This window comes from Blastococcus aggregatus (genome assembly GCF_900221005.1).
Lineage (GTDB): Bacteria > Actinomycetota > Actinomycetes > Mycobacteriales > Geodermatophilaceae > Blastococcus > Blastococcus aggregatus.
Genome location: NZ_OBQI01000001.1, coordinates 1 through 24550 on the forward strand (window position 1 = coordinate 1; position 24550 = coordinate 24550).

Here is a 24550-nt window from a genome sequence, read left to right on the forward strand (position 1 = left end):
TCAGTCCCAGACCTGCTCTTCGCTGCGGTCAGTCCACCGCACCCACCGCCGACCCGGACGCTACTCCCGGGCCGTCTTGACACATAGGAGCTCATTTCGGCTGGCCACGCTCTGGCGGTCGGCGGGTAAGTGACAGCCGTCGACCGTCAGGTGGCTTGAGGGTCCGCGGATGAAGCCTTGGTTGTGGCCCGCAGAGCTCTGTTCCAGGTGTCGTCTACGTGAACGACCAGGGTGCATCGGCCCACGCGCTCCCGCCGCCGAGCTACTGGAGAAATGCGGCGGCCGTAGTGGAGCCCACCTTCCTACGGTCCGCGGCCGTGATGACGCTGCACAAGCTGACCGCCGGGGACGGCTACACGTACCTGACGCGGCAGGTGGCAGCGTTCGACGCGACGGAGCGGGGTCACGCGGGCCTGGGTGACTACTACTCCCAGCGCGGAGAGTCGCCGGGGAGGTGGACCGGCAACGGCCTGGCCGGGCTCAGCGGAGTGAGGGCCGGTCAGCCCGTCGCCGAAGAACAGATGAAGTCGCTCTTCGGCGAGGGGCGGCATCCCAACGCCGATCGGCTCGAGAAGGAGGCCCTGGTCCGGGGACAGACGCCGCCGGAGGCGCGGGCGACAGGGGCCCTGGGTCGTGCCTTCTACGTCTTCGCTCCTCAAGCCGACGGCTTCCGCGCCCGCTGCGCGGAGGAGTTCGCCGCCTTCAACACTGCCCGCGGGCAGCCCGCCACAGCGCCGGTCCCAGACGGCGACCGAGCGCGGATCCGCAGCACCCTCGCCCGCGCCACGTTTGCCGAGGCCTACGGCCGCGCGCCGCGCGATGCCCGGGAGCTGTCGGGGTTCCTCGCCCGGGTCTCACGGCCGGCGACGACGGCGGTGGCCGGCTACGACCTCACCTTCTCCCCCGTCAAGTCGGTGTCGGCGTTGTGGGCGCTGGCACCGCGGGAGGTGGCCGCGCAGGTCGAGGCCGCCCACGCCGCCGCGGTCGCCGACGCCCTGGCCTGGCTGGAGGACAACGCGAGTTTCACCCGGCTGGGCACCGACGGGGTGCGGCAGGTGGAGACCACCGGGCTGATCGCCGCGGTGTTCACCCACCGCGACTCCCGCGCCGGCGATCCCGATCTGCACACCCACGTGGCGGTGAGCAACAAGGTGCAGACCCGCGATGGGCACTGGCGGGCGCTGGACGGGCGAGTGCTGCACAAGGCCGCCGTCGCCGCCTCCGAGCGCTACGACACCCGGCTGGAGGCCCACCTGGTCACTCGCCTGGGTGTCCGGTTCACCGATCGCCCCGGTTCCACCCCGGGACGGCGGACGGTGCGGGAGATCGCCGGTATGGACGAGCGTCTGCTGGGCGCGTGGTCGTCGCGGCGCCGGGACATCGACGCCCGTCGAGCTGTGTTGGCCGGCGACTTTCAGCGCGACCACGGCCGGCCGCCTACAGCCGTGGAGGCGATCGCGCTGGCGCAGCAGGGCACGTTGGAGACCCGCGGCCCCAAGCACGAGCCGCGCTCCCTCGCCGAGCAGCGGGCCACCTGGCGGCGGGAGGCCACCGCCGTCCTCGGCGGCCCCGACCGGATCACCCGGATGCTCGGCCGCGCACTGGGCGCGCGCGGGTCCCCGCGCCCGGGGCTCACCGAGGCCTGGGTCCGGTCGGCCGCCGTCCGGGTGCTGGACACCGTCTCGGAAGCGCGGGCCACCTGGCAGGTCTGGCACGTGCGCGCCGAGGCCGAGCGGGTGGTGCGGGCCGCCGCCCTGGCACCGGACGACGTGGACGTCGCGGTCACCCAGGTCACCGAGGGGGTGCTCTCCCCCGCTCTGTCCGTTGCCCTTGGTGAGTCGGATCCGGTGATCGAGCCGGCGGAGCTGCGCCGCTCGGACGGGGCCAGCGTCTACACCGTCGCCGGTGCCCGGCTCTACACCAGCCAGGCGGTGCTGGACGCCGAGACGCTGCTCCTGTCGGCCGCCGGCTGCAGCGACGGACGACGCGCCGACCCGGCCACGGTGGAGCTGGCGCTGCTGGAAGCCACCGCCAACGGCGCCGAGCTCAATCCCGGCCAAGCGCAGCTGGTGCGCGAGCTCGCGGGCAGCGGCGCCCGGGTGCAACTGGCCCTCGCCCCCGCCGGCGCGGGCAAGACGACTGCGCTGGCGACCCTGGCCCGCGCCTGGACCGCCGGCGGCGGCACGGTGCTCGGCCTGGCGCCGTCGGCCGTGGCCACCGCCGGGCTGCGCGAGTCCCTGAGAGCCCCGTGCGACACGCTGGCCAAGCTCATCTGGTGCCTCGACGCCGGGCAGGCACCCGACTGGGTGGCCGGCATCGGGCCGACCACGCTGGTTGTCGTCGACGAGGCCGGCATGGCCGGCACCCGCGAGCTGGCCCGTGGAGTCGAGCACGTCCTGGGGCGGGGCGGATCGGTGCGGCTGGTCGGCGATCACCAGCAGCTGACCTCGGTCGCCGCCGGAGGCGTGCTGTCCGAGATCGCCGCCGCCCACGGCGCAGTCAGTCTCACTCATCTGGTGCGCTTCACCGACCCGGCTGAAGCCGCGGCCACCGTCGCCGTCCGAGACGGCGACACCCTTGGGCTGGGCTTCTACCTCGACGCCGGCCGGGTGCACGTTGGGGACCTGGCCGCCTGCGCGGAGCAGGCCTACGCCGCCTGGGCCGCCGACGCCGCCCGCGGCATGGACGCACTGCTGCTGGCAGCCACCCGGGAACTGGTCACACAGCTGAACCAGCGGGCGCGTGCCGACCGGCTGGCGGACGCCGCCTCCTCCCCGGGTGCGGAGATCGAGCTCGCCGACGGCACCCGCGCCGGGGCCGGGGACCCGGTCATAACCCGCGCCAACGACCGGCGGCTGCCGATCACCGCCACCGAGTGGGTCAAGAACGGTGACCGCTTCACCGTCCAGGCCGTCGGCCGGGACGGCGCCCTCGACGTCGTTCACACCGGTACCGGACGGCGGATCACCCTGCCGGCTAGCTACGTCAGCGAGCACGTGCAGCTCGGCTATGCGACCACGGTGCACGGCGCCCAGGGCACCACCGCCGACGTCTGCCACACCGTTCTCACCGGCGGCGAGTCGCGACAGCTGCTCTACGTCGCGCTCTCCCGCGGGCGCGCCTCCAACCACCTGTACCTGGCCACCGTCGGCGACGGCGATCCGCACAGCATCGTCACCCCCGCCGCCGTGCTCCCGCCGACCGCCACCGACCTGCTCGCCGGCATGCTGGCCCGGGACGGCGCCCAGACCTCTGCGGCCGGTGCCCGCCGAGCGCTGGCCGACCCGGCCGAGCAGCTGCACGCCGCCGCGACGCGGTACGCCGACGCGCTGCGCGTCGCCGCCGACCACCGCCTGGGTGCCGCGACTGCAGAAGGACTGGAGAACGCCGCCGAGCGTCTGCACCCGGGGCTGACCAGCGCGCCGGCGTGGCCGGCGCTGCGCGGACACCTGGCGCTGCTCGCGCTCACCGGCGCCGATCCTGTCGCCGTCCTGAGGATGACGGCCCAGTCGCGGGAACTGGAGACGGCGAACGACCCCGCTGCCGTCCTCGATCACCGGCTGCCCGTGTCCGGCCCGGCCGGCCCGATGCCGTGGCTGCCCGGCATCCCGTCCGCCCTGGTCGATGATCCGCGGTGGGGTCCCTACCTGACCGCTCGCGCCGACCACGTCACCGCCTGCGCGGCACGGGTTGCCTCCGCCGCCACCGAGATGACCGCGGCCACCGCGCCGGTCTGGGCTCAGCGCCTCCTGGGCCCGGACTACGAGGGACTGCGGGCTGACCTCGCCGTATGGCGCGCAGCACTCGCCGTTCCCGACAGCGACCGGCGGCCCACCGGACCGCCCCGGCGGCCGGCTGCGGAACGCCGATCCCAGACACAACTGGACGAGGCGGTGACTGCCGCCGGTCCCGTCCGGGACAGCTCGGTGTGGGCGGCGCTGGCAGAAGGCATCGACCCTCATATCCGACGCGACGAGCACTGGCCGGTCCTCGTCGACCGGCTGGCCGCCGCCGACCGCGCCGGTCTCGATTCCGCCGGCATGCTCGCCGCCGTCGCCGCGCAGCGTCCCCTGCCCGACGACCTGCCCGCCGCGGCCCTGTGGTGGAGGCTGGCCCCGCACGTCGCCCCGGCCACCGTGCCCGCGAAGGGCTCGGCCGGACCGCGCCCTGACTGGTGCGCCACGCTGCTGGGCCGGCTGTCCGACGAACAGGCCGGGCGCGTGCTGGCCGATTCCGCGTGGCCGGCGCTGGTCGCCGCGGTCACCAACGGCATCCGCACCGGCTGGTGCCCCGCCGACCTGCTCACCGGCGCATTCGCCGGGTTGCCACCCACCGTGACCAGCGACGCGACCGGGCTCGCCGAGGCGCTGGTCTTCCGGGTCGCCGCCCTCACCGACCCAGCGCCCGTGCACCATCCCGAACCGCTGCCGGCCGATCTGCAGCCACCCGACGACGCGCACCTGCTGCCGTCTCTGCCCGCCCCTGCCACCGCCACCGACCCGGCAGACGTGCCGCCCGGCGACGAGGACGTGCCGTTCGACCCCGACTACGACACCCCTCCCCCGGCGTCCCCGCCGCGGTACCTCACGCCGGACCCGTTCGCCCTCACCGGCGCAGTCGACGCCGCCGACGATGCGGATTACCTGCTCGAGCAGCACTTCTGGGCCACCGCCGTGGTTGGCCGCGACCGACTCATCGAGCTCAACACCCAGGCCGCCGCCTTCTTCACTGACCGCTACTCCGCCTCCTGGGCGGCGAGCTATCTGCGCGACCGGCTGGGCACCGACCTCACCGCCGATCCGCACTTCACCCCCGGCCACGCCCCCGCCGGCTGGACGACGCTCGTTGACCACCTGCGTGGCCTCGGCGCCATCGATACCGAACTGATCGCCGCCGGCCTCGCCCAGCGCGCCCGCACCGGCGCGCTGATCGACCGGTTCCGCGACCGGCTCACCTTTCCCATCCACGACGCCGACGGCGCGATCGTCGGCTTCATCGCTCGCCGCAACCCCACCGCAGCCGACCACGGACGCGCCGGACCCAAGTACCTCAACACCCCGGGTACCGACCTCTACCGCAAGGGTGAGCACCTGTTCGGCCTCCACGAGGCCCGAGCCGCGCTGGCTGCGGAAGCCACCCCGGCTCTCGTCGAGGGACCGCTGGACGCCATTGCCGTCACCTTGGCCGGTAGCGGGCAGACCGTCGGCGTCGCCACCCTCGGCACCGCGATCACCGACCGGCAAGCCGACCTCCTCGGCCGCTTCATCCGCGACGACAGTCCCGGCATCCTCGTGGCCACCGACAACGACCCGGCCGGGCAGAAGGCCGCCGAGCGCATCTACTGGCAGCTCACCGCCCGCGGCAACGATCCGCGCCGTCTTTCCCTGCCCGACGGGCTCGATCCTGCCGACCTCTTCCACCGTGACGGCTCGAACCGGCTGCGGGCGGCTATCGATTCCTCACGCACCCTCGCTGACACCCTTCTCGACGCCCGCGTAACGCTGGCTCCGCGAGACAGGAGCGACTCGGACATCCATGCGGCGCTGCGCGAGGCAGGCGCGATCATCGTCGCCCTGCCACCCGGCCAATGGCTGGCCCACATCGATCGAGTCACCGAGGCCCTCGGCGTGCCGCCCGGAACCGTCCACAGGGCCGTGCTCGACGCCGACTCCCGTACCTCGGTGCCTACCGGGACCAAATCTGGTGCGCATCGAGTGTCTCGCTTGACGCCCCCTGGTGACGACCTTCACCGGACGGCCCATACGGGACATGCCGCGGGAGGCAATGCGTCGTACCTGCATCCTTCTCGGTAGCGATTCCCGTTGCGGGACGTCCGGACCTCAGCCGGTCAGCGTGACCAGTCTTGAGAGCCTCTCGGTGCCGCACGCAATGAGGCCCGCGGCTATTCTCGAACTCGTGAAGCAAGGTCACGTCGAGGCGCTGATCGCCACCTATGGCCCCGGAACGTGGCGGATCTATGCCGACCTCGACGTAAGCATGGCACCCGACGGACCCGACGAACTCTTCGACGTCGCCGCGTCCCTGATCCGGCCAGGAGACGTAGTCCTGGACGTGGGGTGTCGCGACGCCTCCCACTTGATTGGGCTCTGTCGCCGACACGACATCACCGCCATCGGTGTTGATCCAGTGCCCGTGCATATCGCGAAGGCCGCCGAGGTTGTCTCCGTCGCTGGTCTTGCCGACCGTGTCTCACTCCATCAGGCGACGTTGGAAGAAGCTCCGATCGCGATGCAGTCGGTCGATCTCATCTGGTGTCGCGACGTCCTCGAACAGGTGGCCGATCTGCCGGCGGTCGTGCGTGCTGCTGCCCGAGCGCTCCGGCCGGGCGGAGCCATGATTGTCTTCACTGTCCTAGACAACGGACTGACAACCTCGGACCGCGAACTGCTGGCTCACCACCGCGGTGTCGTGCCCGCCAACATGGACTCGGCGCGCCTGATGGCCATTTACGCCGAGTCCGGCCTGCTCCTCGAGCAGACGATCGAGATCGGCACCCGCTGGCGGGAGCACGCCGAGGAGCGGACTCAGCCCGTCTCCCGCAAGCTTCTGCAGTTGGCTCGGCTACGTCGCCAACGCGACGAACTGACGACGACGTATGGTCCTGACGACGTTGCACACGTCGAAGCCAACCTGCACTGGGAGCTTTGGCAGTTCCTGGGTCTGACCCTTCCGAGCGTGCACGTTCTCCGCCGGGACCGGTAGCCAGCGCGCTGACCGGGTCACATCAATGGGCCGCAGTAGAGCCGTGTCTCGACTGACACGCCGAACCCAGGTCGTTGCTGTGTGTCACAGACCGATTCCCATTGCGAAACGTCGCGGCCGACCGCTCCCTCACCTGGACGTTGCCGTGGCGGGTTCCTCAAACGGGCAGTTGACCCTTTGGGAAGCCGCCGTTGCTGTGGATCAGCTGCCCGTTGACCCACTGGCCCTGCTCGGAGAGCAGGAACCGGACGAGGTTCGCGATGTCGACGGTTGTTCCCAGCCGTCCGGTGGGTTGCATGGCCATCAAGCTGGCGTTCAGCTCGGGGGTCATCCAGCCGGTGTCGATGGGGCCTGGGTTGATGACGTTCGCTCGTAGCCCGCGATCGCCGAGTTCGTGCGCGGCAGCGAGGACGAGGCGGTCCAGCGCTGCTTTTGTGGTGCCGTAGGGCAGGTTGCCCACGGTGTGGTCACTGGTGAGAGCGACTACCGAGCCGCCTGCTTCAGGCAGCTGCCGAGCGAACGCCGCGAGCAGCAGCCAGGTGGCTCGCACGTTCACGGCGTAGTGGCGGTCGAAACTTTCCACCGTGGTCGTCAGAAGTCCGGAATCCACGCTCTCGCAGTGCGACATGACCAGCGCGTCGAGCGATCCCAGCTGGTCGACTGCCTCGTTCACGAGCGTCTCAGGTCCCGCGGGGTCCGAGAGATCGACCGGCGCGAGCTGCACTCGGATGCCGAGATCGCGTAGCTCGTCAGCCAGTGCTTGCGGGTCGTTTGGTCCAGCCTCTAATCCGAGACGCTCGTCGTAGGGCCGCCAGAAGGAAAGCACCAAATCCCAGCCGTCGGCCGCCAGACCCGCGGCCAGACCCGCTCCGATCCCCCGTCGACGCCCGACTCCCGTGAGCAACGCCGTTCGAGGCATGTATTCATCATCGTGTGTCCCATCGCAGATCGCCGGGGGGAGGCTCTGAACCTGTTCCGGCTGCGGATCGCTGTGCGGATCACCTGCGCAGGTCCTCGTGTGGTGCCGGAGTCGCGCTGACGTAGTCGCCCGGCGCGTCGGTGCAGGCGTCACCTGGGCAGGGGGCGATCTGTCAGACTTCCGGGATGGCGGTCCACCATCCGGCGACGATCGTGCCGAGCAAGGCTGAGCTTCTGCAGGCCTGGGTGCCCCACCAGCCATGGACCGCGGGAACGGACACTTCCGTGCTGACCCGGCTCGGGTCCTACCGCTTCGATGACCCCGACGGCGAGGTGGGCATGGAGACCCACCTGCTCAGCACCGCCGACGGTCAGGTACTGCAGGTGCCGCTGACCTACCGCGGCTTACCCCGCGAGTCCGCCGAACACTCCCTGGTCACCACCATGACGCACACCACGCTCGGTGACCGCTGGATCTATGACGCCCGCTACGACCCGGTGTACGCGACTGCGCTTGCCACCACGATCTTGACCGGCGGCCGTGAGGCGGACCTGTTCGAGGCAACCGAAACGGGTCTGGTGCAGGAGATCAGCACCACCCACGTGCGCGGCAGCGGATCCTCAGTGATTGAGGTTCCCGACCTGTGCACCGCCGTAGTCTCGAGCGAAGGCACGACCACCCGGATTCAGGCGGGCAGCACGCTCATGCTCCTGCACCAGCCGACCTCGAAGTCGACCACCGGCGTGCACGGAATGACACTTACCGGCACCTGGCCGGGACAAGAGGCGCCCGTCGTGCTGGCCTTCCTCGACTTAGCGCGGTGAAGCAAGAGAGTATTGCCGTCCCTGGCCGATGATCGCCTGCCATAGACCGCAGAGGGATCGTTCAGCGTGACCCCGGTACGAGGTCACGCTGACAGGACCCTTGCGAAGGTGTCGAGGTGCTCGGCGACGTAGTCCGCTGCGGGACCCCAGTGCCGGGCGTGCCCTTCGGCGTGCAGGCGGGCCCATGGTTGACGGCCGGAGCGGGCGCCGTCGACGAGCAGGTCAAACATGCCTCGGGTGTGCGCCTCGATCACCGATGGCAACTGCTCCCGCTGGGCGGGGTCAGCGCCATACCCGTCAACCAGGGCACGTAGCCGAGGCGCGTCCCTGGCGGGGTCGCCGCCGGCTTGCAGGGGCGTGAAGGACTGTGCGGTGTAGGCCAGGTCCCACATGCGGGAGCCAGGGCCGGCGCCGTCCCAATCGATGAACACCCAACGGTCAGCGCCGAGCACGAGGTTCCACGGTGCCAAGTCGTGGTGGCACACCTGCTCGTCGCGGTCGGGTGCGATCGCCACGTCCCAGCGGGCTTCGTCAGACGGTTCAAAGGAGGCCAGGGCCTCGTGCAGGTCACGCACCAGGCGCCCCACCCGGGCCAGGTCAGCGGCGCCCATCGGCGGGAGTGCGTGGGCAAGGGGACCGTCGACGTACTCGAGCACCTGCCGGCCCTCTGCGTCCCGGCCGAGAAAGCGCGGAGCGCCGGTGAAGCCCACCTGCTCCAGGTGCCGCAGTACGGCCTCGACCGCTGGCGTCGCCGGGGTGACCGGCTTGCGCACCGTCGCCCCCAGGCGCACCACCCCTGTGGCCACGTTGCCGCCGAACAGGGGTTCCTCGCTTTCCGCCACGGCCCCATCCTGCCTTTTGCGCGTACAACTCCGCCTGAGGAATCTCCATCTCGATAGAGGAACCTGTTACGGGATCCCTTCCGGACGGCGCCGAGCTGGTCACCACGCAGTCCGCGATGCTCCGGTATCCGTTCGGCTAACGGAAAGTTCTGCGTCGTCCGCTGATGAGCCTCTGGAAACAAGCGTGCGCTGCCGCCCCACCTCAGTCAGGGCTACAGGTAAAGGCGGAAGCCCTCGGCTTCTGCAGTGAAGCCAAGTCGCCGGTATAGCTCGTGCGCGCCGTCGTCAGCATGGCGCTTGTGAGAAAGCAGCTGCACCTTCCGGCAGGAAGCGGCGCGGGCGTCGTCAAGTGCTTGCTGCACCAGCAATCGAGCCACGCCGCGACGGCGGTGGGCGTAGGAGACGACCACTGCCTCAATGAATGCGGAGGGGCGGCAATCGTAGGTGAGGTGGGGCATGAGCATCATGGCGGCGGTGCCCACCGGTCGCTCCCGGGCTGCTCCCTGCTCATCCGGCAGGCTGTGTACCGCGAGATACACGGTGAGGTCGGGGGTGGCTGCCATGCGATCCCAGCTGCTGCGCTGTTGCTCGGACGGAACCTGAAGCCTGGTCGGAGCCTGTTTGGGGGCGACCGCCTGGTTCTGCGCAAGTACCTCGAGCACGCTCGACAGATCATCAGCCGACGCCTGTCGCACTCGGTACGTATCTGTTGAGTCGGGCACCTGCCCATCTTCGCTCGTGCTTCGGGCGTGGGCAGGCCTCGCTCGGCGTCCCGCTCGGGGATCGGCTATCGAGACGGTGGGATTTGTCGCGGTGCGGGGAGCAGCCGGATCCCCTTGCTGTCGCGGTCGGCGGCGTGGGCACGACTGAGCAGGCGCTCGGCGTCGCCGGGCACCTTCGCGACCCGGTCCCGCCGGTCGGTTTGGTGCCGTTGCGCCAGTGGCTTTATCCCGGCGCGGTTCAGCGCATCGGCCTGTCCTGTCGACAGATCAGCGGCCCGACCGACGGCCTGACGGATGTGGGCGAGGTCGTCGCCGAGGGCCCGCACATGTTTTCCGGCGATCACCGCCTGGATCCGGTCCTCGGGCATGACGTCCATGCGTGGCAGGTCTCGGGCGTTCGCGAACAGCCGGCCGGTGCGGGACCAGCGCTCGACCGCCAAAGTGAGCCGGTCAGCGAGGACTGGGATCTGATTCGCCGCCTCCTGGACCGCAGCTGCCACGTCCGCAGACGTCTTCTGGCCGCGCTGCTCGCCCATGTCGGCAGGCGCGCTGACTTCGTTGCGCAGGGCGCTGACGAGCGCCTGCGACGACGAGACGACGCCTCCGCGGTCGCCGGACGCTCCGCGGGGTCCGTCGTGGAAGACCATGCTGGCGCGACCAGCGAGCTGCCAGGCGAGCCCGGCGACCAGTAGCAGTCCGGCGTCCCGTCCGGTCATGCCCGCCGCGACGGCGGCGCAGCGGCTGGTGAGCTCGGCGGCGGCGACGGCGGCACGGAAGTCCCTCAGTGTCAGGTCGTCGGCTCGCTGTACACGGTCGAGCGCAGCCAGGAGACCAGCGGCGGCGTCCAGGACGGTCACCTCGGCCTCTCCGGACGGCGGCCCTGGCAGGGGAACCAGACGCTCGAGCACCACGGAAGCCGCGGCGGTCGGCGGATCAGCCTGCGCATCACGCTCGATGGTGGCGGACCACTGGCGGACGACGTCCAGCTCTGGGGCCGCCGTCTCCGGCAGCAGCCAGCGACCGAGCCGGGCGCAGTGGTCAGCGACCTCGGCTACCTCCACGGTGGCCGCCCAGCGGTGGGAGCGGCCCATGATGGCCCGGTCTCGGCCCACGAGGTCGGCGGCGGCGCCGGCGAGGTCGGTGAGCGGGCCGCCGCTGTGCGGCCACAGCCGGCCGGCGGTCGTGCAGGCGGCTGCCAGTGCCGCGGCGTTGCGCTGGCGGTGGCTGTCGCCTGGGGTGAGCCCGTCCACGGCCAGTCCGGTCAGCGCCCGGCCGAGGTGGGCCAGCGCTCCACTGACTTCCTCGATGGTCGCCCCCGGGGGGCGGGTACCTGCTCGGTCGGTGACGTCGTCGAGGAGCTGCCGCAGGGTGGTGACCACCGCTCAGCCCAGCCGTCGCAGGGCGTGGCGAGCGGCGCGCGCGGCGTCGAGAACCGGTGTGCTGGCGAAGGTGTGCTCGTCGAGGAGGCCGAGTGCGCCCATCGCTGCCCGGATGCTGGCTGCGGGGTCGCCGTCGATCAGCGGGACGGCTTCGACGCGTCCGCCGGCGAGCTCGAGGAGTTCTGCGGCGTAGAGGCACTCCAGGGCGATGTCGGCAGGCACCTGTTCCCGGTCGGCGCCGACGGCGTCGAGCAGGGAGGCGGCGTAGCCAAGCGGGTCGCTGACCGTGTCAACGGACATGGGGCACGTCCTTTCCTCAGGGGTTGTTTCTGCTGACGCTTGCGTCGCCGCGGTCGGCTGCAGGGCTGTTGCGGGACATCTGTGGAGGACCGACCGGGCTGTGTGCGCTCGAAGAGTGGTGATCGGTGGCGCCCCGCGTGGGAAGGGCGGCGGCGCAGTCATCGAGCAGCCGCCAGTGCAGCTCGCGAGCGGGGTGCCGGGCGGGCAGCGGAGCGGCGGCGGCCAGCGCAGGCAGCCGGCCAGCGACGTCGTAGCCGGCGGTTGCGGCGCGGGCAAGCGCGGCGGCCAGCGGTAGCCAGTCCGGGCCGCGGACGAGGCGGGCGTCGATGCGCGCCACAAGCTGCCGCCAGCCCGGGCCGGTGGCTGCGTCGTCGGCGTCCTCGGGTTCGCTCTCAAGGTCTGCGGCGATCTGCAGGATGCGCGTGGCGACCGTGCGCCGGCCCACGGCGGTCCCGGCGTCGCAGTAGGCAGCCAACAGGTCTGGGGTGTGCCGGATCATCCACGCGCGGCTGATCCGCACGCCGGCGAGCATTGATACCCAGTCGCCGCGGTCGGACGGTGAGGCGGTGCCCATCACTGGCCTCCTGCCGCTTCGGGAGTGTGGCCGGTCGAAGTGGCGTTCAGGTCGCCGTCGAACAGCCTCTGCCGCGCTGCGGTCGCCTGTGGGTTGTTGTACTCGGCGGCCCAGGAGCGGGCCGGCCAATCGGTGTGCCGGCCGGGTGGGCAGCCGATACCGAGCCGCTCGGCAAGGCGGGCGTGGAAGGCGGGCAGCGCGTAGCGGTGCCACTCCTCCAGCGCATGCGGGGCCGCCGCGTCGGCCGCGGTGGCCCGCAGGCAGGCGAGGACCGCGAGTTCGTGCGCGAGGTGGGGATGGGCAGGCCAGCAGGAGGGGATGGCCTGCGTGGTCTGCCATGCGTAGCTGTGGTTGAGCCAGGCGGCGACGTCGTCCAGCCACGGCCACAGCCGGGTGCGCAGATGGGCCGAGCAGGTCGCCGGGTCCCAGGGCCGGTCCAGCAGCCGCAGGCCAGCGGGCTCGAGGCCGGCGTCCTCGGCCTGACGGAGCTGCTCGAGGGCACGGCGGATTTCCCGCGGTGGTGGCGGGAACGGAACGACCAGTCCGCGATCGGTCATCGAAGGCCCCGCTCGACCGGGGTGAGACCCGCGCGGGCGGCCGCGCCGTGCGCGCGACCGGTGCGGTCGGCCACGCTGGCGGTGTGCTCGCGGGCGGCGGCGACGCGGTCGCGGGCCGAGGCCTGCGCGGCCAACAGCTGAGCGCCGCGGCGTCCGGCGAGGCAGCGGGTTAGCCCGGCAATCAGCGGTGGGGCGTTCTCCGCGACGACCAGAGCCCTGCCTGGTGACAGTTGGCGAATCTCTTCCGGGCGCAGCACGGGCACGGTCTCACCGTGGGTGGATCGGGACCATCCGGTTCCCCGGTAGCTGTAGGAGGTGCGCCGGACCCGGGTACTGCCCAGTAGCTCGGACAGTTCGCGGTAGAAGCCGCCGTCCTTGCCGCCGCCGAAGGCGACGAGCACGTTGGTGAGCCCGAACAGGGCGCGGGCCTCATCCTCGCCGTAGATGAGCACCAGCTGTCGCCACGTCTGCGCGGCGTAGAGGAAGCTGATCCCGAGGGCTCGGTCGTTGGCCATCCGAGTGCGCAGAGTGGGCAGCGGCGCGGTGGAGGGCAGCTCGTCCAAGCAGGCCAGCAGTGGCGGGCACAGCCGCCCGGACAGTGCGTCTCTTGCGAGCTCCAGGGCGGTGTCGAGGACGTGCTCGGCCAGAGCCGTCATCAGCGGGGCCGCCGAGGCATAGGGATCCTCGCGGCCGAGCAGGTAGACGGTGCCACCGTCGGCCAGCAGCGCGGCGATGTCGGTGGCCGGCCGGCCGGGTCCGGGAATGCACCGGCGGCGGATGTCCGCCTGGAAGAACAGGGTCAGCGCCTGCTGCACCGTGGTGGCGGTGTTCCCCGCGGTGCGCGGGTCGCCGTGCAGAGCACCGTGCAGCAGCCCGTCCCAGAAAGGCGCGGCGTGCGGATGAGCGCGCAGGACGTCGGCCGGCTGGGTCGCCGCCTGGGGGTGGGCGGTCCACTCCAGGACGTCCTCGATGGTGCGGCCGGTCAGCGCGGCGGCGTGCAAGTAGCCCTGAAGCACCTTGGCGGCTTCGAAGGCGTAGAAGCGGGCCGCAGAGTCGGTGGTGCCGCCGGTGACCGCACCGGGAACGGTGCCGGCGGTGAAGGCCTTGGCGCGGCGCTCGGCCGTCATGGGATCCACGCAGCCGGCAACGGGGTCCCACACCAGCTCCGGCAGTCCAGGAACCGCGCCGAAGGGGTCTAGTACGGCGACGGGGCGGTTGCCGGCGGCGCGGGCGTCGACGGTGAGCAGCAGGTCCTCGGCCTTGGTCAGGGTGACCAGCGCCGCGCCGGGCGCGTCGAGCAGAGCAGGGGCGAGCAGGTCGAGAGTCTTACCGGACCCCTGCGGGCCGTAGACGCCGGTCGTGCGGTCGAAGGGCACCCACAGCTGCCCGGCGGCGGGAACGGCGGCGTGGCCCAATCGCCATCCCACGTCCGTGTTCACCACGCGGCGAAGCCCAGGCCGACGAGCCGAGGTCAGGTCGGGACGGACGACGGGGCCGACGCGGCTCAGCCGACCGCTGCCGAGCACGTCGGCGACCTGACTGCGGGTCGCCATGCCCGACCGCCCGGTCAGCCATCGGTGAGCGGCCCAGGCCGCTCCCCCGCTGGCGGCCAGGAAGAGTGCGAGGGACCCGGCGATAGCGATGTACACAGCCGCCGGCGGCGGTAGGGCCGCTGTCTGTGCGGTGTTCAGCCCGGCGGTGGGCTCGGCGTTGAGCAGGCCGCCGACGGAGGCGACCAGGGCAGAGGATCCATGCGGCCACACCCAGCCGCCGCCGGCCAGCAGTGCTGCGGCTGCGCGGGCGGCCGGAAGGAGCAGCGCGGCGCCCGTCAACCACACCAGAAAGGCGGCGAGCGGGATCTCCCAGCTCGCGGGGCCGACGTCGGGCCGCGCCCGGCCGGCGTTCATCGCCGACCGCCTGCGCTCACGTGGTGCATGGCTTCTCCCTCGTAGAAGGTCAGGCGGCTCATCCGGCATCGGAGGCGCGCAGGTCGACGCCGCGGTCGGCCAGCCACGGCACCGGATCGACGGACGAGCCTGCGAGGCGGACCTCGAGGTGCAGGTGGACGCCGGTGCTGTTGCCGGTGGACCCCTGGAACCCGAGCAGCGCCCCGGCGCTGACGCGCTGCCCGGCGGTGACGGAGTAGGCCGACAGGTGCGCGTAGCGAGTGGTCAACCCGACGCCGTGGTCGAGTTCGACGAGGTTGCCGTAGCCGGCCAGGCTCAGGCTTCCGTCGCGGTCGCAGTAGGTGCTGGTGCACGCCGCGGTGATTACGGTGCCGTCGGCGGCGGCGTAGACCGGTGCGTCGCGGGGTCCGGCGATGTCGACCCCGGCGTGCAGGGCGCCCCCACGGGGCCCGTAGCCCGAGGTCACGGTGCCGGCGGTGGGCCGGATCCACGACCCGGAAGCCACCGGCAGGCCTGGGCAGACGCCGGCCACCACGCCGCCCGGGTCGGCCGCGGTGGCCTCGGCGGCCGGCCACAGCACGGCCGTCAGCTCGCGGGCGAGCGGCTCCCAGTGGGCGTAGGCCGACCCGTACGCCGACACCTGGACTGCCTGAGCCGCCTCGGTCAGCGGGATGATCTGCCAGTTCGGCACTTCGATGAGTCGTTGGTAGAAGGCCTCGGCGGCGTAGACGGGATCCATCAGCTGGGCGACGTTGCCCCATCCGGCGATCCAGCGCTGTTGAAAGGTGTTGACGCTGTCGTGGTCGGAGCCGAGCCCGTCGTGCGGAAAGTGCAGGCTCGTTGCGGTCACGGCGGCCTGCTCGGCGGTGAGTTGGGGCCTGCTGCCGTCGTTGGCCAGCATCCGGAATCGCGACTCCTGGTACGCGGTGGCCAGCGCCACGGTGGCCGCGTGCGGGTCGAGTCCTTGTGCCGAGGCGACGGTGACGATGGTCTGCGCGTGGCCCATCTGGACGGCGTCCAGCTCTGTGCCGGCGACGGTGGCGCCGGTGCCGCCGGTCGAGCATGACGACGACGCCGTCGCCGGTGACGCCTCCGGAGCGGCGAGAACCGCGAGAGGGATCAGCAGCAGCGTCAGCACGCCGAACACCGGGACGGCGACGGGGGCGGCGACCTTCCAAAGCCACCGCTTCGCGTAGGCCCGCGCCAGTCCTTCCACCGTCCCGCTCATGCCGGACGTCCTGTGAGGGCATCGTTGGTGTCGGTCAGCGCCAGCTCCGGCGCCGTGAGGACGGTCTGCACCTTGAAGGCCCGGTCGCCGACCAGCCACAGGGCACGGCCCTTGCCTGCGATCGCCCAGCCAGTGACCACCCGCTGGGCGATCGGGGTCAGCCCGAGCATGGTGGCGAGCTCGTCGGCGACGGCATGGTCCTGGCCGTGCAGCACTTTGATGTCACACAGGTGCAGCAGGTCACGGGCGATGGCCACCGCCTGGGAGGAGGCGTCGCCGGCGGTGAGCATGTCCGAGGGCTTGTGCGCGAGCAGAATCTGCACGTCGGCGTCGCGGCGGGACAGCCGCAGGTTGGCGTCCAGGCTCTTCATCGCCTCGGCACCGAGGCGCATCTGCCGCCAGGTCTCGTCACGGATGACGATGCGTAGGTCACCCGGATCGGCGATCTCGCGCATGGCCTGCCCCCAGGAGTTCAGGCAGGTCAACGCGATGCCGACGGCCTGGTCACCGAGCGGCTCAAGCCGGGACAGCGACAACGACTGGATCGGCGCGCGCCAGTCGACCTCGATCGACGTGTGGTCGTCGAACAGCCCGGCCAACGAGCCCTTCACAAGCGAGCCGAGGGCATCGCGCAGAGTGCGGGTGGCGTCGAGGAAGTGCCGCCGGTCGGCGTACCTGCAGCGTCCGATGAGATCGTCGGTCGGCTCGTCCAGGGCTTGCCACAGCTGCGGGATGGTGGGCTCGGTCAGCCGGGTGGCTCCGCTGCGGTAGCCGGTGAGCAGCCGCAGCGCCTCCCCGACGGCGGTCTCCTCCACGGGGCCGAAGGGCACGTTCTGCGAGCCGACCAGGCCACGGATCAGCACCAGCCAGCGGGCGAACATGATTGCTTCGCGGCGACGGGCCTCGGCGGCGTCGAGTTGCTCCCAGCCGTGGCCGAGCGGGCCGAAGGCCAGTGGGTTGACCCGGGCGGGGAGTCCGTGGCCGATGACGAACGGCTCCACGCCCAGCGCGCGGCACAGCAGCTCGTACTCGTCCTTGGTGTCGCCCAGGATCAGCGTGCGGTAGCCGTACGCGAGCATGCGCAACGCGAAAGCCTTGACGGTGGCCGACTTGCCGCGGCCAGGCTTGCCAAAGACCACGACATTCGGGTTGGTGACCGGAATGTCGTCGTCGGTGACCCAGCCGACCGGATCGCAGTAGAACGCTCCGCCCGACAGCAGGTCGATGCCCATCTGCGCGCCCGTAGGCGGGAGCCCGCTGCTAGCGATCAACGGCCACACCACCGGCGTCTGCTCCGACGTCATCCGCCACACCGACAGCGGCGCGGGTGCCACTGCCCGACCCCGGCCGCGGCCACGGGGCCCACGGCGGGACACCAACTCGATGAACGGCCCGCGCTCTCGTCCCCCTGCCTCCACGGCGGGGACGGCGGGGAGCCGGTGACCGAAATCTTCGAGCAGGACGGCGACGTCCCGGCCCCGGCGGAAGCCGCGGCGGTTCATCGTCGTCCCCTGCGGTCGGGCAGCCCGACGCCGAGGGGAATGGCGGCGGCGGCAAAGCCGGAGTCCTGTGCCAGGTCCAGCCGCAACGGCACGAAGCCGGCGGCACGGACCGATGCCGCGAGCCGGCGGCCGTGCTCGTCCACCGGCCAGGTGGCCGGGACGGTGACGCAGGCCGCGACGGCGGGACGGACGAGCGCCCGCCCGGCGGCCAGCTTCTCGTCGGCGGCACCGATCCGCTCGGTGTCCCGTCGCTGCCGGGCCCGCTGCCGAAAGCCCATGCGGGCGCGCAGCTCGTTGCCGGTGGTGGCGCTCATGTCCTCCCGCCCGACCAGCCGGGTGGCCCGGTCCAGCGGCAGCGGGGCAAGGAACACCGTCAGACAACGCCGCTCCCCCGCCGTCGTCGGCACCAGGACCGGAGCCAATGCACCGAGCACCGCGCCGGAGTCGGGCAGCAGCACCGTGTCGGTGACCGACGCCCACGAGTCGTGCACGTAGTGCCGTAGCTCGGCGCGGGCCTGGGTGGGTCCGGCGGCGGCCATCGGCACCCCGGTCGCCAGCTCAGCACCGTTGGCGGCGGCCAGGTCGGCGGCGATCAACTGGCCACGGTCGCCGGGAGCGAAGCCGGTGCGCACCGCGGCAGCGAGTGCCGCCGAGTCCAGCCACGTGACGGCGGTGCAGCCGACCGGGCCGCGCAACGCACTCTCGACCTCGGCCATCACCCCGTGCAGCACCCGGGCGCGGCCGTCCACCCCGCCGCCGCTCTCCTTCGCGGCCCGCCCGGTCCGGCTCTCGCCGACGACGACGGTCACGAAGGCCTCGGTACGCACCGCGGCCGGCGTGAGGGTGGCGCCCAGCAGCGCGTTCACCCGCGTGGCCAGGGGCGCGGCGTCCGCACGGGTATGCGCCTGCTCCCAGGCAGCGCGCTCGGCACCGTCGTCGGGCACCGTGCGCACCTGCAGGGCCAGAACGTCGATCAGTTCGGTGCGCGCGGCGATCTCGCACAGCTCTGCCAGGCCCGCGCCCATCCGGTCCCGCTCGCCCAGCTCGGCCAGTCCGATGCCGGGATGGTCGATCCGCGCGACAGCCGACCACGTGCGCGCCGCGGAGTCCTGCACGATCACCGGGCGGGTGAACAGCTGCCCGTAGGGCGGTCCGTCGTGAGTGCGGATGCCGGCGAGCACCCCGGGAAGGTCCGCCTCGGACAGGCGCTCGGCCGTCCCGGACGCGGCCCGGGAGCCGAACACCGTCCAGCCCATCGCACCTCCGATCGCGTGCAGGCAGAGGTCGGCGAACCAGCGGCCCGCGGCCCGCCCTCGGACGGGGACCAGCAGCACGGCGGCCAGCAGCGCCCACACCGGCAACCAGACGGCGAACAGCACCCACGCCTGCGCGTTCAGGGCCAACAGAGCCGGTACGCCGGCGAGAGTGACCAGGGCCAGCTGGGCACCGGTCATGCCGAGGAACCAGCCGGAGACGTCGCGGGAGTAGTCGCCGTAGCGGACGGCGTTCATCGGGCGTCGTCCTGGTGGGGGCCGATTGGACCGCTCTCGTCGGGCCGGCCGGGTGCCATGCCGTCGAGGCGTTCGGCGGGCCAGGCCGTAGCGGGGCTGTCCTCGGGGCGCTGGGTCCGCCCGTGCTCGGTCGGTCTCGTCGGCATCCTCCCGCCGTCGTCAGGACGCCCTCGGCCCTGCCCGCCTCCGGTCGCCGTCCCTCCAACCGAGCCGTTGGCGCGCACCGGTACCCGAGCGGGCAGCGGCTGCCCGTAATAGGGCTGGGAGTGCCCGACTCCGGCACCCGACAGCACGTCTGACGCCGAGGCGGCTACCCCCGCGGCCAGTCGGCCGGCCGTGGACGTGCCGGTGGTCAGCGCACGCAGCGCGCCGGCGAAGCGCCAACTGGTCGTCGCGTCGGCGGTCGACTCGCCCCGCGCCCGGTCACCGGCCAGCTGCGCCGCGGCGCCCGAGGCGGCTACCCCACCGGATGCCGCACCCGCCGCCGCGGTGGCCACGGCCGCTCGCCCCGCACCAGCCTTTTGCAGCGCGCCCATGACGCCGCCGGATGCGGCCAGCGACGAGCGCAACGACGCCCCACTCGACGTGCCCGGGTCGACAAAGGCCAGCAGCCGGAACAGCGCCAGCGGACAGATGGCTCCGAGCAGGATGAGCAGACAGCCCACGACCGCCATCCCGATCGCGGCCTCGGTGCTCGTCTCCTCGGCTCCGGTGAGGATGCCCTCGGTGATGGTCACGCCGACGCCGAGCACGAGCACGGCGACAGGGGCAACCAGCAGCGCGGCTAGGAACCAGCGCAGGCTGCGCCAGAACCAGGTGCTCGACGTCTGCGCCAGCAGTCCCCCTGCCGAGATCGCCGAGGTTGCGGCCAGCACGATCAGCGCCGCCTCGCGGACCAGCATCAGCAGCAGGTAGCCCACGCTGGCCGGCACCAGTAGGAAGATCGAGCTGACCCCCAGCACAGTGGCCACCGTGCCGTCGACCAAGTCGCGGCTCACGCTGATCGACGGGTCAAAAGCGGCCATGGTGTCGATGTCGAGCAGGCTGCGCAGCAGGGCGGTGGTCAGTCCTGAGACGCCGGTGACCAGCAGCGCCGCCACCCCGAGGTAGCCGGCCCAGACCAGTCCGAACTGCAGCAGTCCGATCAGCAGCCGGCCCAGCGTCTGCCCGTCCCGGCGCACTGCCGCGATGCCCAGCTGGACCATGGCCATCATCGCGGCCACGCTCGCGCCGATGCCGAAGGTCACCGGATATACAGCGGCGAGCGGGCCGCCGGCGGACAGATCCGGAGTCGCCAGAGCGTCGATCACTGAGAACGCCAAACCCAGCAGCCACAGCCCGGCCTCCCACAGCGACAACATGGCATTGACCCAGACGTCTTCGACCAGGGCGCCGGCGGCTTCGCCGACCACGCAGAACGGGTTGATCGGCAGGCACGGAAGCGAGCCGCCCACCCCTGGAACCGCCGGAAAGGCCGTCACCATCTGGTCTGCGGCCGCCGCTGGACCTGTCGACACCACGCAGATCCCCCCGGACAGAAGAAGGACCGCTCCCAGTCGGTACCCCCAGCCGCTACGCCCTCCCCGTCGTCGCTCAGACATAGCGCAGGTCCCGGTAGCCGACTGCGATGGCCGCGTCAGTGCCTGGCCAGACCGAAGGCGCTGGCGCCGGCTCCTCCCCCGGGCCGATGACCCACCGGTCCCCGACCCAGGCCATGCGCTGGCAGTCGGCGATCGCGATCCGGGAGGTCTGCTCCACCGTGACGGTGAACTCGAAGTTCACGCAGACCACGGCAAAGTCCTCGCCCACCGTGCCCTTGATCAGCCCCATCACCGGTCGGACGACGATCGCCAGCTGCGGCGACCCCGCACCGGACAGGCCCGCCGCAGACAACAGGCTCACCATGCCGTCCACCCCGGACCACGTCTCTGAGGTCGGCCCGCCAGGAGCGGCCCACTCGGCGATGACCCGTCGAACGCCGTCCATCGAGCCGCTCTGCATCGCCGTCACGTCGATCGCCGCCAACTGCGCCAGCGCACCCTCCGGAGTCCGCGGAAAGCCGGTGGGCACCTCCGCCGCGCCCATGCCCGTGGCGCGCGGCAGCTCGAGGACGCCGGCAGCCTGCTTCGACACCGGGCCGGGCAGCGCGTCATGCGGGTCGGCGGTCGGCATCGGCGCAGCGGCCAGCGCATCGTGACGCGACATGCCCCGGGAGGGAGCTGCAGCCTGTCGGGCGGCGTCCCTGTCGTCCGGCTCCTCTGTGAGCCTCCCGACAACCGCCAGGACCAGGCCGGCCAGCACCGCCAGCACCACCACGGCGCTCACCACCAGCGCCGCAAGGAGCCGCGCCGGGCTCCACTCCGGCGCACCGCTGTCATGGACGTCTCGACGGCGGCGCATCAGGTGCACCCACTGCCGGTGATCGATCCGAGGATGACCAGGATGACCGTGTAGGTGATGGCCACCATCACGACCACCGCGATGCCCATCGCCCCGTACCGGGAGGCATGCGGATGAGAGAACATCCGGCCCACCAGTACCGAGCCCAGCGAGACGACCGCGGCGATCCCGATCAGCGCCAGCACCCCCCACTTCACCCACGCCGTCACCTGATCGGCGAAGGCCTCCACCCCCGGCGGCGCCTCCGGGCAGACCGCCGCCGTGAGCTCGACGGGCCCAGCGGTGGCAGGCCCCGCGGTCAGCACGATCAGACCCACAGCGACCAATACGACAGTCGGCGCGACGCGCACCGCCGCGGCCCCTTGCCTGACAGTCATCGGGTCTCCCCGTCCCGCCCGGCCCAGGACCGCACCGCCCGGCGCCGAGGGAGCCCCGCCGGGACCACCAGCGCGGCCAACGCCCGACCCGCGGCGGCCACCGACTTCGGTAGCCGATCCCCGGTCAGCCCGATGGTTTGCAAGCGCCGGTCAACAGGCACCGGAACAACTCGTCCCGTCGACCGCGCCTCACGGAGCCTCGGACCGCAGCTGCCCTCGACCAGCCGTGGCCACCACGCCGGGCCCACCGCCGCGACCACGGCCTCTCCTCCGACGGTCGCCAGGACGCGCTCGGTCTGCCGGACCGCCGGAACCGTGACCCGGGTGACGACCACCAGAGCGCAGCCGACGAGCGACCTCGACGAGTCGAGCAGCGCACATGTCGTCGACCAACCCGCGTCCACCACCACCGTGGCGTCCGCGTCGGCCTCCAGGAGCCGTGGGAGCGCTCCGTCGGCGGAACGCGAAGCGAGCCGGACGACATCGAGTGGACCGCGGCGACCGCACCGCCACCCGGCGCTGTCGATGCCCAGTTCGATGGTCGGGGCCGCCGCCAGCCCCGACCGGGCCGGCTCCGAGTAGTCGACCAGTTGCACCCGCCCGCCCTCCGCCAGCCCCTCGGCCAGCGCCAGCGCGACGGTGGAAGCACCTGCCCCGGCGTGGCCGGCCACGACCAAGACGGCGAGGCCGCCCACGCCCGCTCGCCCCCACGGGACATGCGAGTGATTCGGTTGGCCAGCACTGCCGCGGAGTGCGGCCCCGAACGCTTGGTCTTCGTGTGCGAGGACGTCGTCGGTGACGTCGTCGAAGAGCCCAGCGCGGATGGCCACGACGGCCGCGCGCATGGCGGGCACGGTCATCGACCGTGCCTCTTGAAGAGCGGTGGGGCTGGGAGGAGCCATCGCCGCCGACGGCGGCGCGTCAGGGCTCAGCCGGTCGCGCCTCGATTCCCGATGCGGGGCTGTTGTCTGCATGCGCCGACGGTGGCGACTGAACCTCCAGTGGTCCTCCAGCCGGTGGAGGCACGCGGCCTCCTGCGGTCTCGTGGATTCCGATGCAGCCTGCTGCGGACAGGGTCGCTCGCACCGGAGAATTACTGACGGAGTAGCGGAGACCCGTGCCACGGGGTCGGCGGATGCTGTCGCTCGCTTCGCTACCGGTCAGGGGCGCTCATCGAGTCCCCGTTAGCCCGGGGGCAAACCGCACCGGGGAGCCTCGTCTGTGACTGAGCGCGCCGTGGCATGCGGGGCGTCGGGCTAGTCCTAGCCCGGGGCTGGAGGTTTCCGGCTTGCAACCGGGTCGGAACTGTCAGAGGGCGCTGTCAGGCTGCCTGCGCTCGACCATCCCGCCGTGAGTGCAGTCGGCTGACGGCTTCGCAACGTCCTCGAGGAGACCTGCAGATGAACCCGTACGGCATCCAGCTCCGGCAGCCCCTGGCCGGCGACATAATCGGCACCAAGATCGCCATCGCGGCGATCGGTACCGCGTTCGAAGCCAGCTACGGCTGGCGCCTGCTTAACGGCAACACCACCATCGCCGAGGGCAATTTCCAGGCCGGCTCGATGGGCTCGCTCGAGTCCTTCGTCCACCAGGCCGACGTCTCCACCGACTACTCCGGGCCCGCCGTCCTGCGGGTCTTCGGCGACGACCCATCCTTGGAGTCCGAGGGAACCGGCCTGGTCGAGGTCCCCGTGGTGGTGCTGGCCGGCGTCACCGGCTACCAGCCCCACCAGGTCGCGGCCGGGGACACCCTCACCAAGCTCGCCGAGCAGTACGGCGCCACGGTCGACAACATCGTGCTGGCCAACGGCCTGACCGACCCGGACAAGATCCAGAAGGGCCAACTGCTCCGCATTCCGGTCTGATCCATCTTCTGGCCGGCCGCCGCAACCGGCGGCCGGCCAGAAGAACGGACGCCGAAACAAAAAGACCCGGCCCCTCGCCGTGAGGCGAGAGAACCGGGTGGTATGCGCAGATCGTAGTGCCCTAGCTAGGTCACTGTCGAGCTACCAGCCACTGGGGCGGCGAAGTCCTCCAATGGGGTCAGGTAGCTGGTGGGTGCGGAAGTGGGTGGCGTCGAGCCGGCGCCACCAGTGCCGGCCGGCCCCGTCGTACCGGTGACCCTGCAAGGCGGCCGGGGTGGGTCGCTTGGTGGGGTTGATGGTGGCTACCGGCACGTGCAGGCGGGCTTGCTGGAGGGGGAACTGCAGATCGCTGTCGTTGGAGATGACGATGGCGGCGTCGACCTTGCCGATCAGCACGTCGATGAGCAGGTGGCTGGCGACGTTGACGTCCGAGCCCTTCTCTTCGAACGTCGTCACCGATACCAGGAGCTCCTCAGCGCCTGCGGGGCCGGTGGTCTCCCGGGCCGGCAGCCAGCCGGGCAGCTCTTCAGCACCGGGTGAAGGGACCCGCTGGGGCGGGTGGTCTTGGTCGACGAGGACACCAGTCTTGACCCGCGGCACGTAGTAGCCCTTAGCGATGACCGCCTGCGGGTAGCTGGCGAGCAGGGCGGAGAGGTAAGTGGTCTGGTCGGCGATTGAGGTCGGATCGCCTTCCCGGTTCCGGTCGGCTGTGCAGTAGACGAACCGGGTGAGGACCGGGTCCGGCCACAGGTAGGGATTGATCAATCCGGTGGCCAGCGCGGGCAGGTCCAACCAGCGCCAGCCTGTGGTGCCGCGACCGCAGTGACCCCGGGCGCCGTAGTAGACGTTAAAGGCGTCCACGTACAGGCCGATGCGCACCTGCGGTTTCTACCAGCCACCACGTGACCGACCTTGCGCGC

Annotated in this window: 20 protein-coding genes; 4 read left to right on the top strand and 16 right to left on the bottom strand. The window is 71.8% G+C overall.

Annotated features, from left to right (window positions below):
• Positions 1–320 precede the first annotated feature (320 nt).
• Complete coding sequence (mobF, locus tag CRP29_RS00005; protein WP_245852485.1) at positions 321–5813, top strand: MobF family relaxase; 5493 nt, start codon at positions 321–323, stop codon at positions 5811–5813.
• Positions 5814–5853: 40 nt separating this feature from the next.
• Entirely contained in the window at positions 5854–6723 is an 870-nt protein-coding gene (locus CRP29_RS00010; RefSeq protein WP_176522763.1) for a class I SAM-dependent methyltransferase, read from the top strand.
• A gap of 157 nt (positions 6724–6880) precedes the next feature.
• Here the strand turns inward: CRP29_RS00010 and CRP29_RS00015 are convergent, their stop codons facing one another.
• Positions 6881–7642, bottom strand: a complete 762-nt coding sequence (locus tag CRP29_RS00015) for an SDR family oxidoreductase (RefSeq protein ID WP_097193052.1) — start codon at positions 7640–7642, stop codon at positions 6881–6883.
• 185 nt (positions 7643–7827) lie between these two features.
• Here CRP29_RS00015 and CRP29_RS00020 point away from each other — a divergent pair, with 185 nt between their 5' ends.
• A complete protein-coding gene (locus CRP29_RS00020) occupies positions 7828–8466 on the top strand; it encodes a CG0192-related protein (protein WP_097193980.1) in 639 nt (212 codons plus the stop codon).
• Positions 8467–8549: 83 nt separating this feature from the next.
• Here CRP29_RS00020 and CRP29_RS00025 read toward each other — a convergent pair whose 3' ends face one another.
• From CRP29_RS00025 to CRP29_RS00090, 14 genes are all read right to left on the bottom strand, one after another.
• Positions 8550–9308, bottom strand: a complete 759-nt coding sequence (locus CRP29_RS00025) for a phosphotransferase (RefSeq protein WP_097193053.1) — start codon at positions 9306–9308, stop codon at positions 8550–8552.
• A 212-nt stretch (positions 9309–9520) separates the two neighbouring features.
• Positions 9521–10030, bottom strand: a complete 510-nt coding sequence (locus CRP29_RS00030) for a GNAT family N-acetyltransferase (RefSeq protein WP_141437014.1) — start codon at positions 10028–10030, stop codon at positions 9521–9523.
• 65 nt (positions 10031–10095) lie between these two features.
• The gene (locus CRP29_RS00035; RefSeq protein WP_097193055.1) at positions 10096–11409 is read right to left on the bottom strand and encodes a hypothetical protein; all 1314 of its coding nucleotides are present in this window, start codon (positions 11407–11409) and stop codon (positions 10096–10098) included.
• Positions 11410–11412: 3 nt separating this feature from the next.
• Positions 11413–11709, bottom strand: coding sequence for a hypothetical protein (locus tag CRP29_RS00040; protein WP_097193056.1), 297 nt, complete (start codon positions 11707–11709; stop codon positions 11413–11415).
• 16 nt (positions 11710–11725) lie between these two features.
• The gene (locus tag CRP29_RS00045; protein ID WP_097193057.1) at positions 11726–12283 is read right to left on the bottom strand and encodes a hypothetical protein; all 558 of its coding nucleotides are present in this window, start codon (positions 12281–12283) and stop codon (positions 11726–11728) included.
• Complete coding sequence (locus tag CRP29_RS00050; protein WP_176522764.1) at positions 12283–12840, bottom strand: hypothetical protein; 558 nt, start codon at positions 12838–12840, stop codon at positions 12283–12285. The genes CRP29_RS00045 and CRP29_RS00050 overlap by 1 nt, the downstream gene beginning before the upstream one ends.
• Positions 12837–14747, bottom strand: coding sequence for a type IV secretory system conjugative DNA transfer family protein (locus tag CRP29_RS00055; protein WP_097193058.1), 1911 nt, complete (start codon positions 14745–14747; stop codon positions 12837–12839). Before CRP29_RS00055 ends, CRP29_RS00050 begins: the two co-directional genes overlap by 4 nt.
• A gap of 58 nt (positions 14748–14805) precedes the next feature.
• On the bottom strand, positions 14806–15975 hold the full coding sequence (locus tag CRP29_RS00060) for a M23 family metallopeptidase (protein WP_097193059.1): 1170 nt from the start codon (positions 15973–15975) through the stop codon (positions 14806–14808).
• Positions 15972–17477 carry an ATP-binding protein gene (locus tag CRP29_RS00065; RefSeq protein ID WP_097193060.1) on the bottom strand — a complete coding sequence of 502 codons (1506 nt, stop codon included), beginning with the start codon at positions 17475–17477 and terminating at the stop codon, positions 15972–15974. The genes CRP29_RS00060 and CRP29_RS00065 overlap by 4 nt, the downstream gene beginning before the upstream one ends.
• Positions 17474–18988 (bottom strand): SCO6880 family protein, encoded by a 1515-nt coding sequence (locus CRP29_RS00070; RefSeq protein WP_097193061.1) that lies wholly within the window; start codon positions 18986–18988, stop codon positions 17474–17476. Before CRP29_RS00070 ends, CRP29_RS00065 begins: the two co-directional genes overlap by 4 nt.
• Positions 18985–20442, bottom strand: a complete 1458-nt coding sequence (locus CRP29_RS00075; protein WP_245852201.1) for a hypothetical protein — start codon at positions 20440–20442, stop codon at positions 18985–18987. The genes CRP29_RS00070 and CRP29_RS00075 overlap by 4 nt, the downstream gene beginning before the upstream one ends.
• Positions 20443–20581: 139 nt before the next feature.
• Positions 20582–21388 (bottom strand): hypothetical protein, encoded by an 807-nt coding sequence (locus tag CRP29_RS00080; RefSeq protein WP_097193983.1) that lies wholly within the window; start codon positions 21386–21388, stop codon positions 20582–20584.
• The gene (locus CRP29_RS00085) at positions 21388–21765 is read right to left on the bottom strand and encodes a hypothetical protein (RefSeq protein WP_097193062.1); all 378 of its coding nucleotides are present in this window, start codon (positions 21763–21765) and stop codon (positions 21388–21390) included. Before CRP29_RS00085 ends, CRP29_RS00080 begins: the two co-directional genes overlap by 1 nt.
• Entirely contained in the window at positions 21762–22625 is an 864-nt protein-coding gene (locus tag CRP29_RS00090) for a hypothetical protein (protein ID WP_097193063.1), read from the bottom strand. Before CRP29_RS00090 ends, CRP29_RS00085 begins: the two co-directional genes overlap by 4 nt.
• Positions 22626–23165: 540 nt before the next feature.
• Between CRP29_RS00090 and CRP29_RS00095 the strand changes: the two genes are divergently transcribed.
• Complete coding sequence (locus tag CRP29_RS00095) at positions 23166–23630, top strand: LysM peptidoglycan-binding domain-containing protein (RefSeq protein ID WP_176522765.1); 465 nt, start codon at positions 23166–23168, stop codon at positions 23628–23630.
• 141 nt (positions 23631–23771) lie between these two features.
• Here CRP29_RS00095 and CRP29_RS00100 read toward each other — a convergent pair whose 3' ends face one another.
• Entirely contained in the window at positions 23772–24509 is a 738-nt protein-coding gene (locus tag CRP29_RS00100; protein ID WP_097193065.1) for a PIN domain-containing protein, read from the bottom strand.
• Between the last annotated feature and the right edge of the window lie 41 nt (positions 24510–24550).

Bases quoted from the DNA above. Each gene is read 5' to 3' on its own strand.
- CRP29_RS00050 (WP_176522764.1), bottom strand. From the start codon at position 12,840: ATGACCGATCGCGGACTGGTCGTTCCGTTCCCGCCACCACCGCGGGAA.
- CRP29_RS00020 (WP_097193980.1), top strand. From the start codon at position 7,828: ATGGCGGTCCACCATCCGGCGACGATCGTGCCGAGCAAGGCTGAGCTT.
- CRP29_RS00055 (WP_097193058.1), bottom strand. From the start codon at position 14,747: ATGAACGCCGGCCGGGCGCGGCCCGACGTCGGCCCCGCGAGCTGGGAG.
- CRP29_RS00070 (WP_097193061.1), bottom strand. From the start codon at position 18,988: ATGAACGCCGTCCGCTACGGCGACTACTCCCGCGACGTCTCCGGCTGG.
- CRP29_RS00040 (WP_097193056.1), bottom strand. From the start codon at position 11,709: ATGTCCGTTGACACGGTCAGCGACCCGCTTGGCTACGCCGCCTCCCTG.
- CRP29_RS00095 (WP_176522765.1), top strand. From the start codon at position 23,166: ATGAACCCGTACGGCATCCAGCTCCGGCAGCCCCTGGCCGGCGACATA.
- CRP29_RS00090 (WP_097193063.1), bottom strand. From the start codon at position 22,625: ATGACCGTGCCCGCCATGCGCGCGGCCGTCGTGGCCATCCGCGCTGGG.
- CRP29_RS00065 (WP_097193060.1), bottom strand. From the start codon at position 17,477: ATGAACCGCCGCGGCTTCCGCCGGGGCCGGGACGTCGCCGTCCTGCTC.
- CRP29_RS00080 (WP_097193983.1), bottom strand. From the start codon at position 21,388: ATGCGCCGCCGTCGAGACGTCCATGACAGCGGTGCGCCGGAGTGGAGC.
- CRP29_RS00060 (WP_097193059.1), bottom strand. From the start codon at position 15,975: ATGAGCGGGACGGTGGAAGGACTGGCGCGGGCCTACGCGAAGCGGTGG.
- CRP29_RS00045 (WP_097193057.1), bottom strand. From the start codon at position 12,283: ATGGGCACCGCCTCACCGTCCGACCGCGGCGACTGGGTATCAATGCTC.
- CRP29_RS00085 (WP_097193062.1), bottom strand. From the start codon at position 21,765: ATGACTGTCAGGCAAGGGGCCGCGGCGGTGCGCGTCGCGCCGACTGTC.
- mobF (WP_245852485.1), top strand. From the start codon at position 321: ATGACGCTGCACAAGCTGACCGCCGGGGACGGCTACACGTACCTGACG.
- CRP29_RS00015 (WP_097193052.1), bottom strand. From the start codon at position 7,642: ATGCCTCGAACGGCGTTGCTCACGGGAGTCGGGCGTCGACGGGGGATC.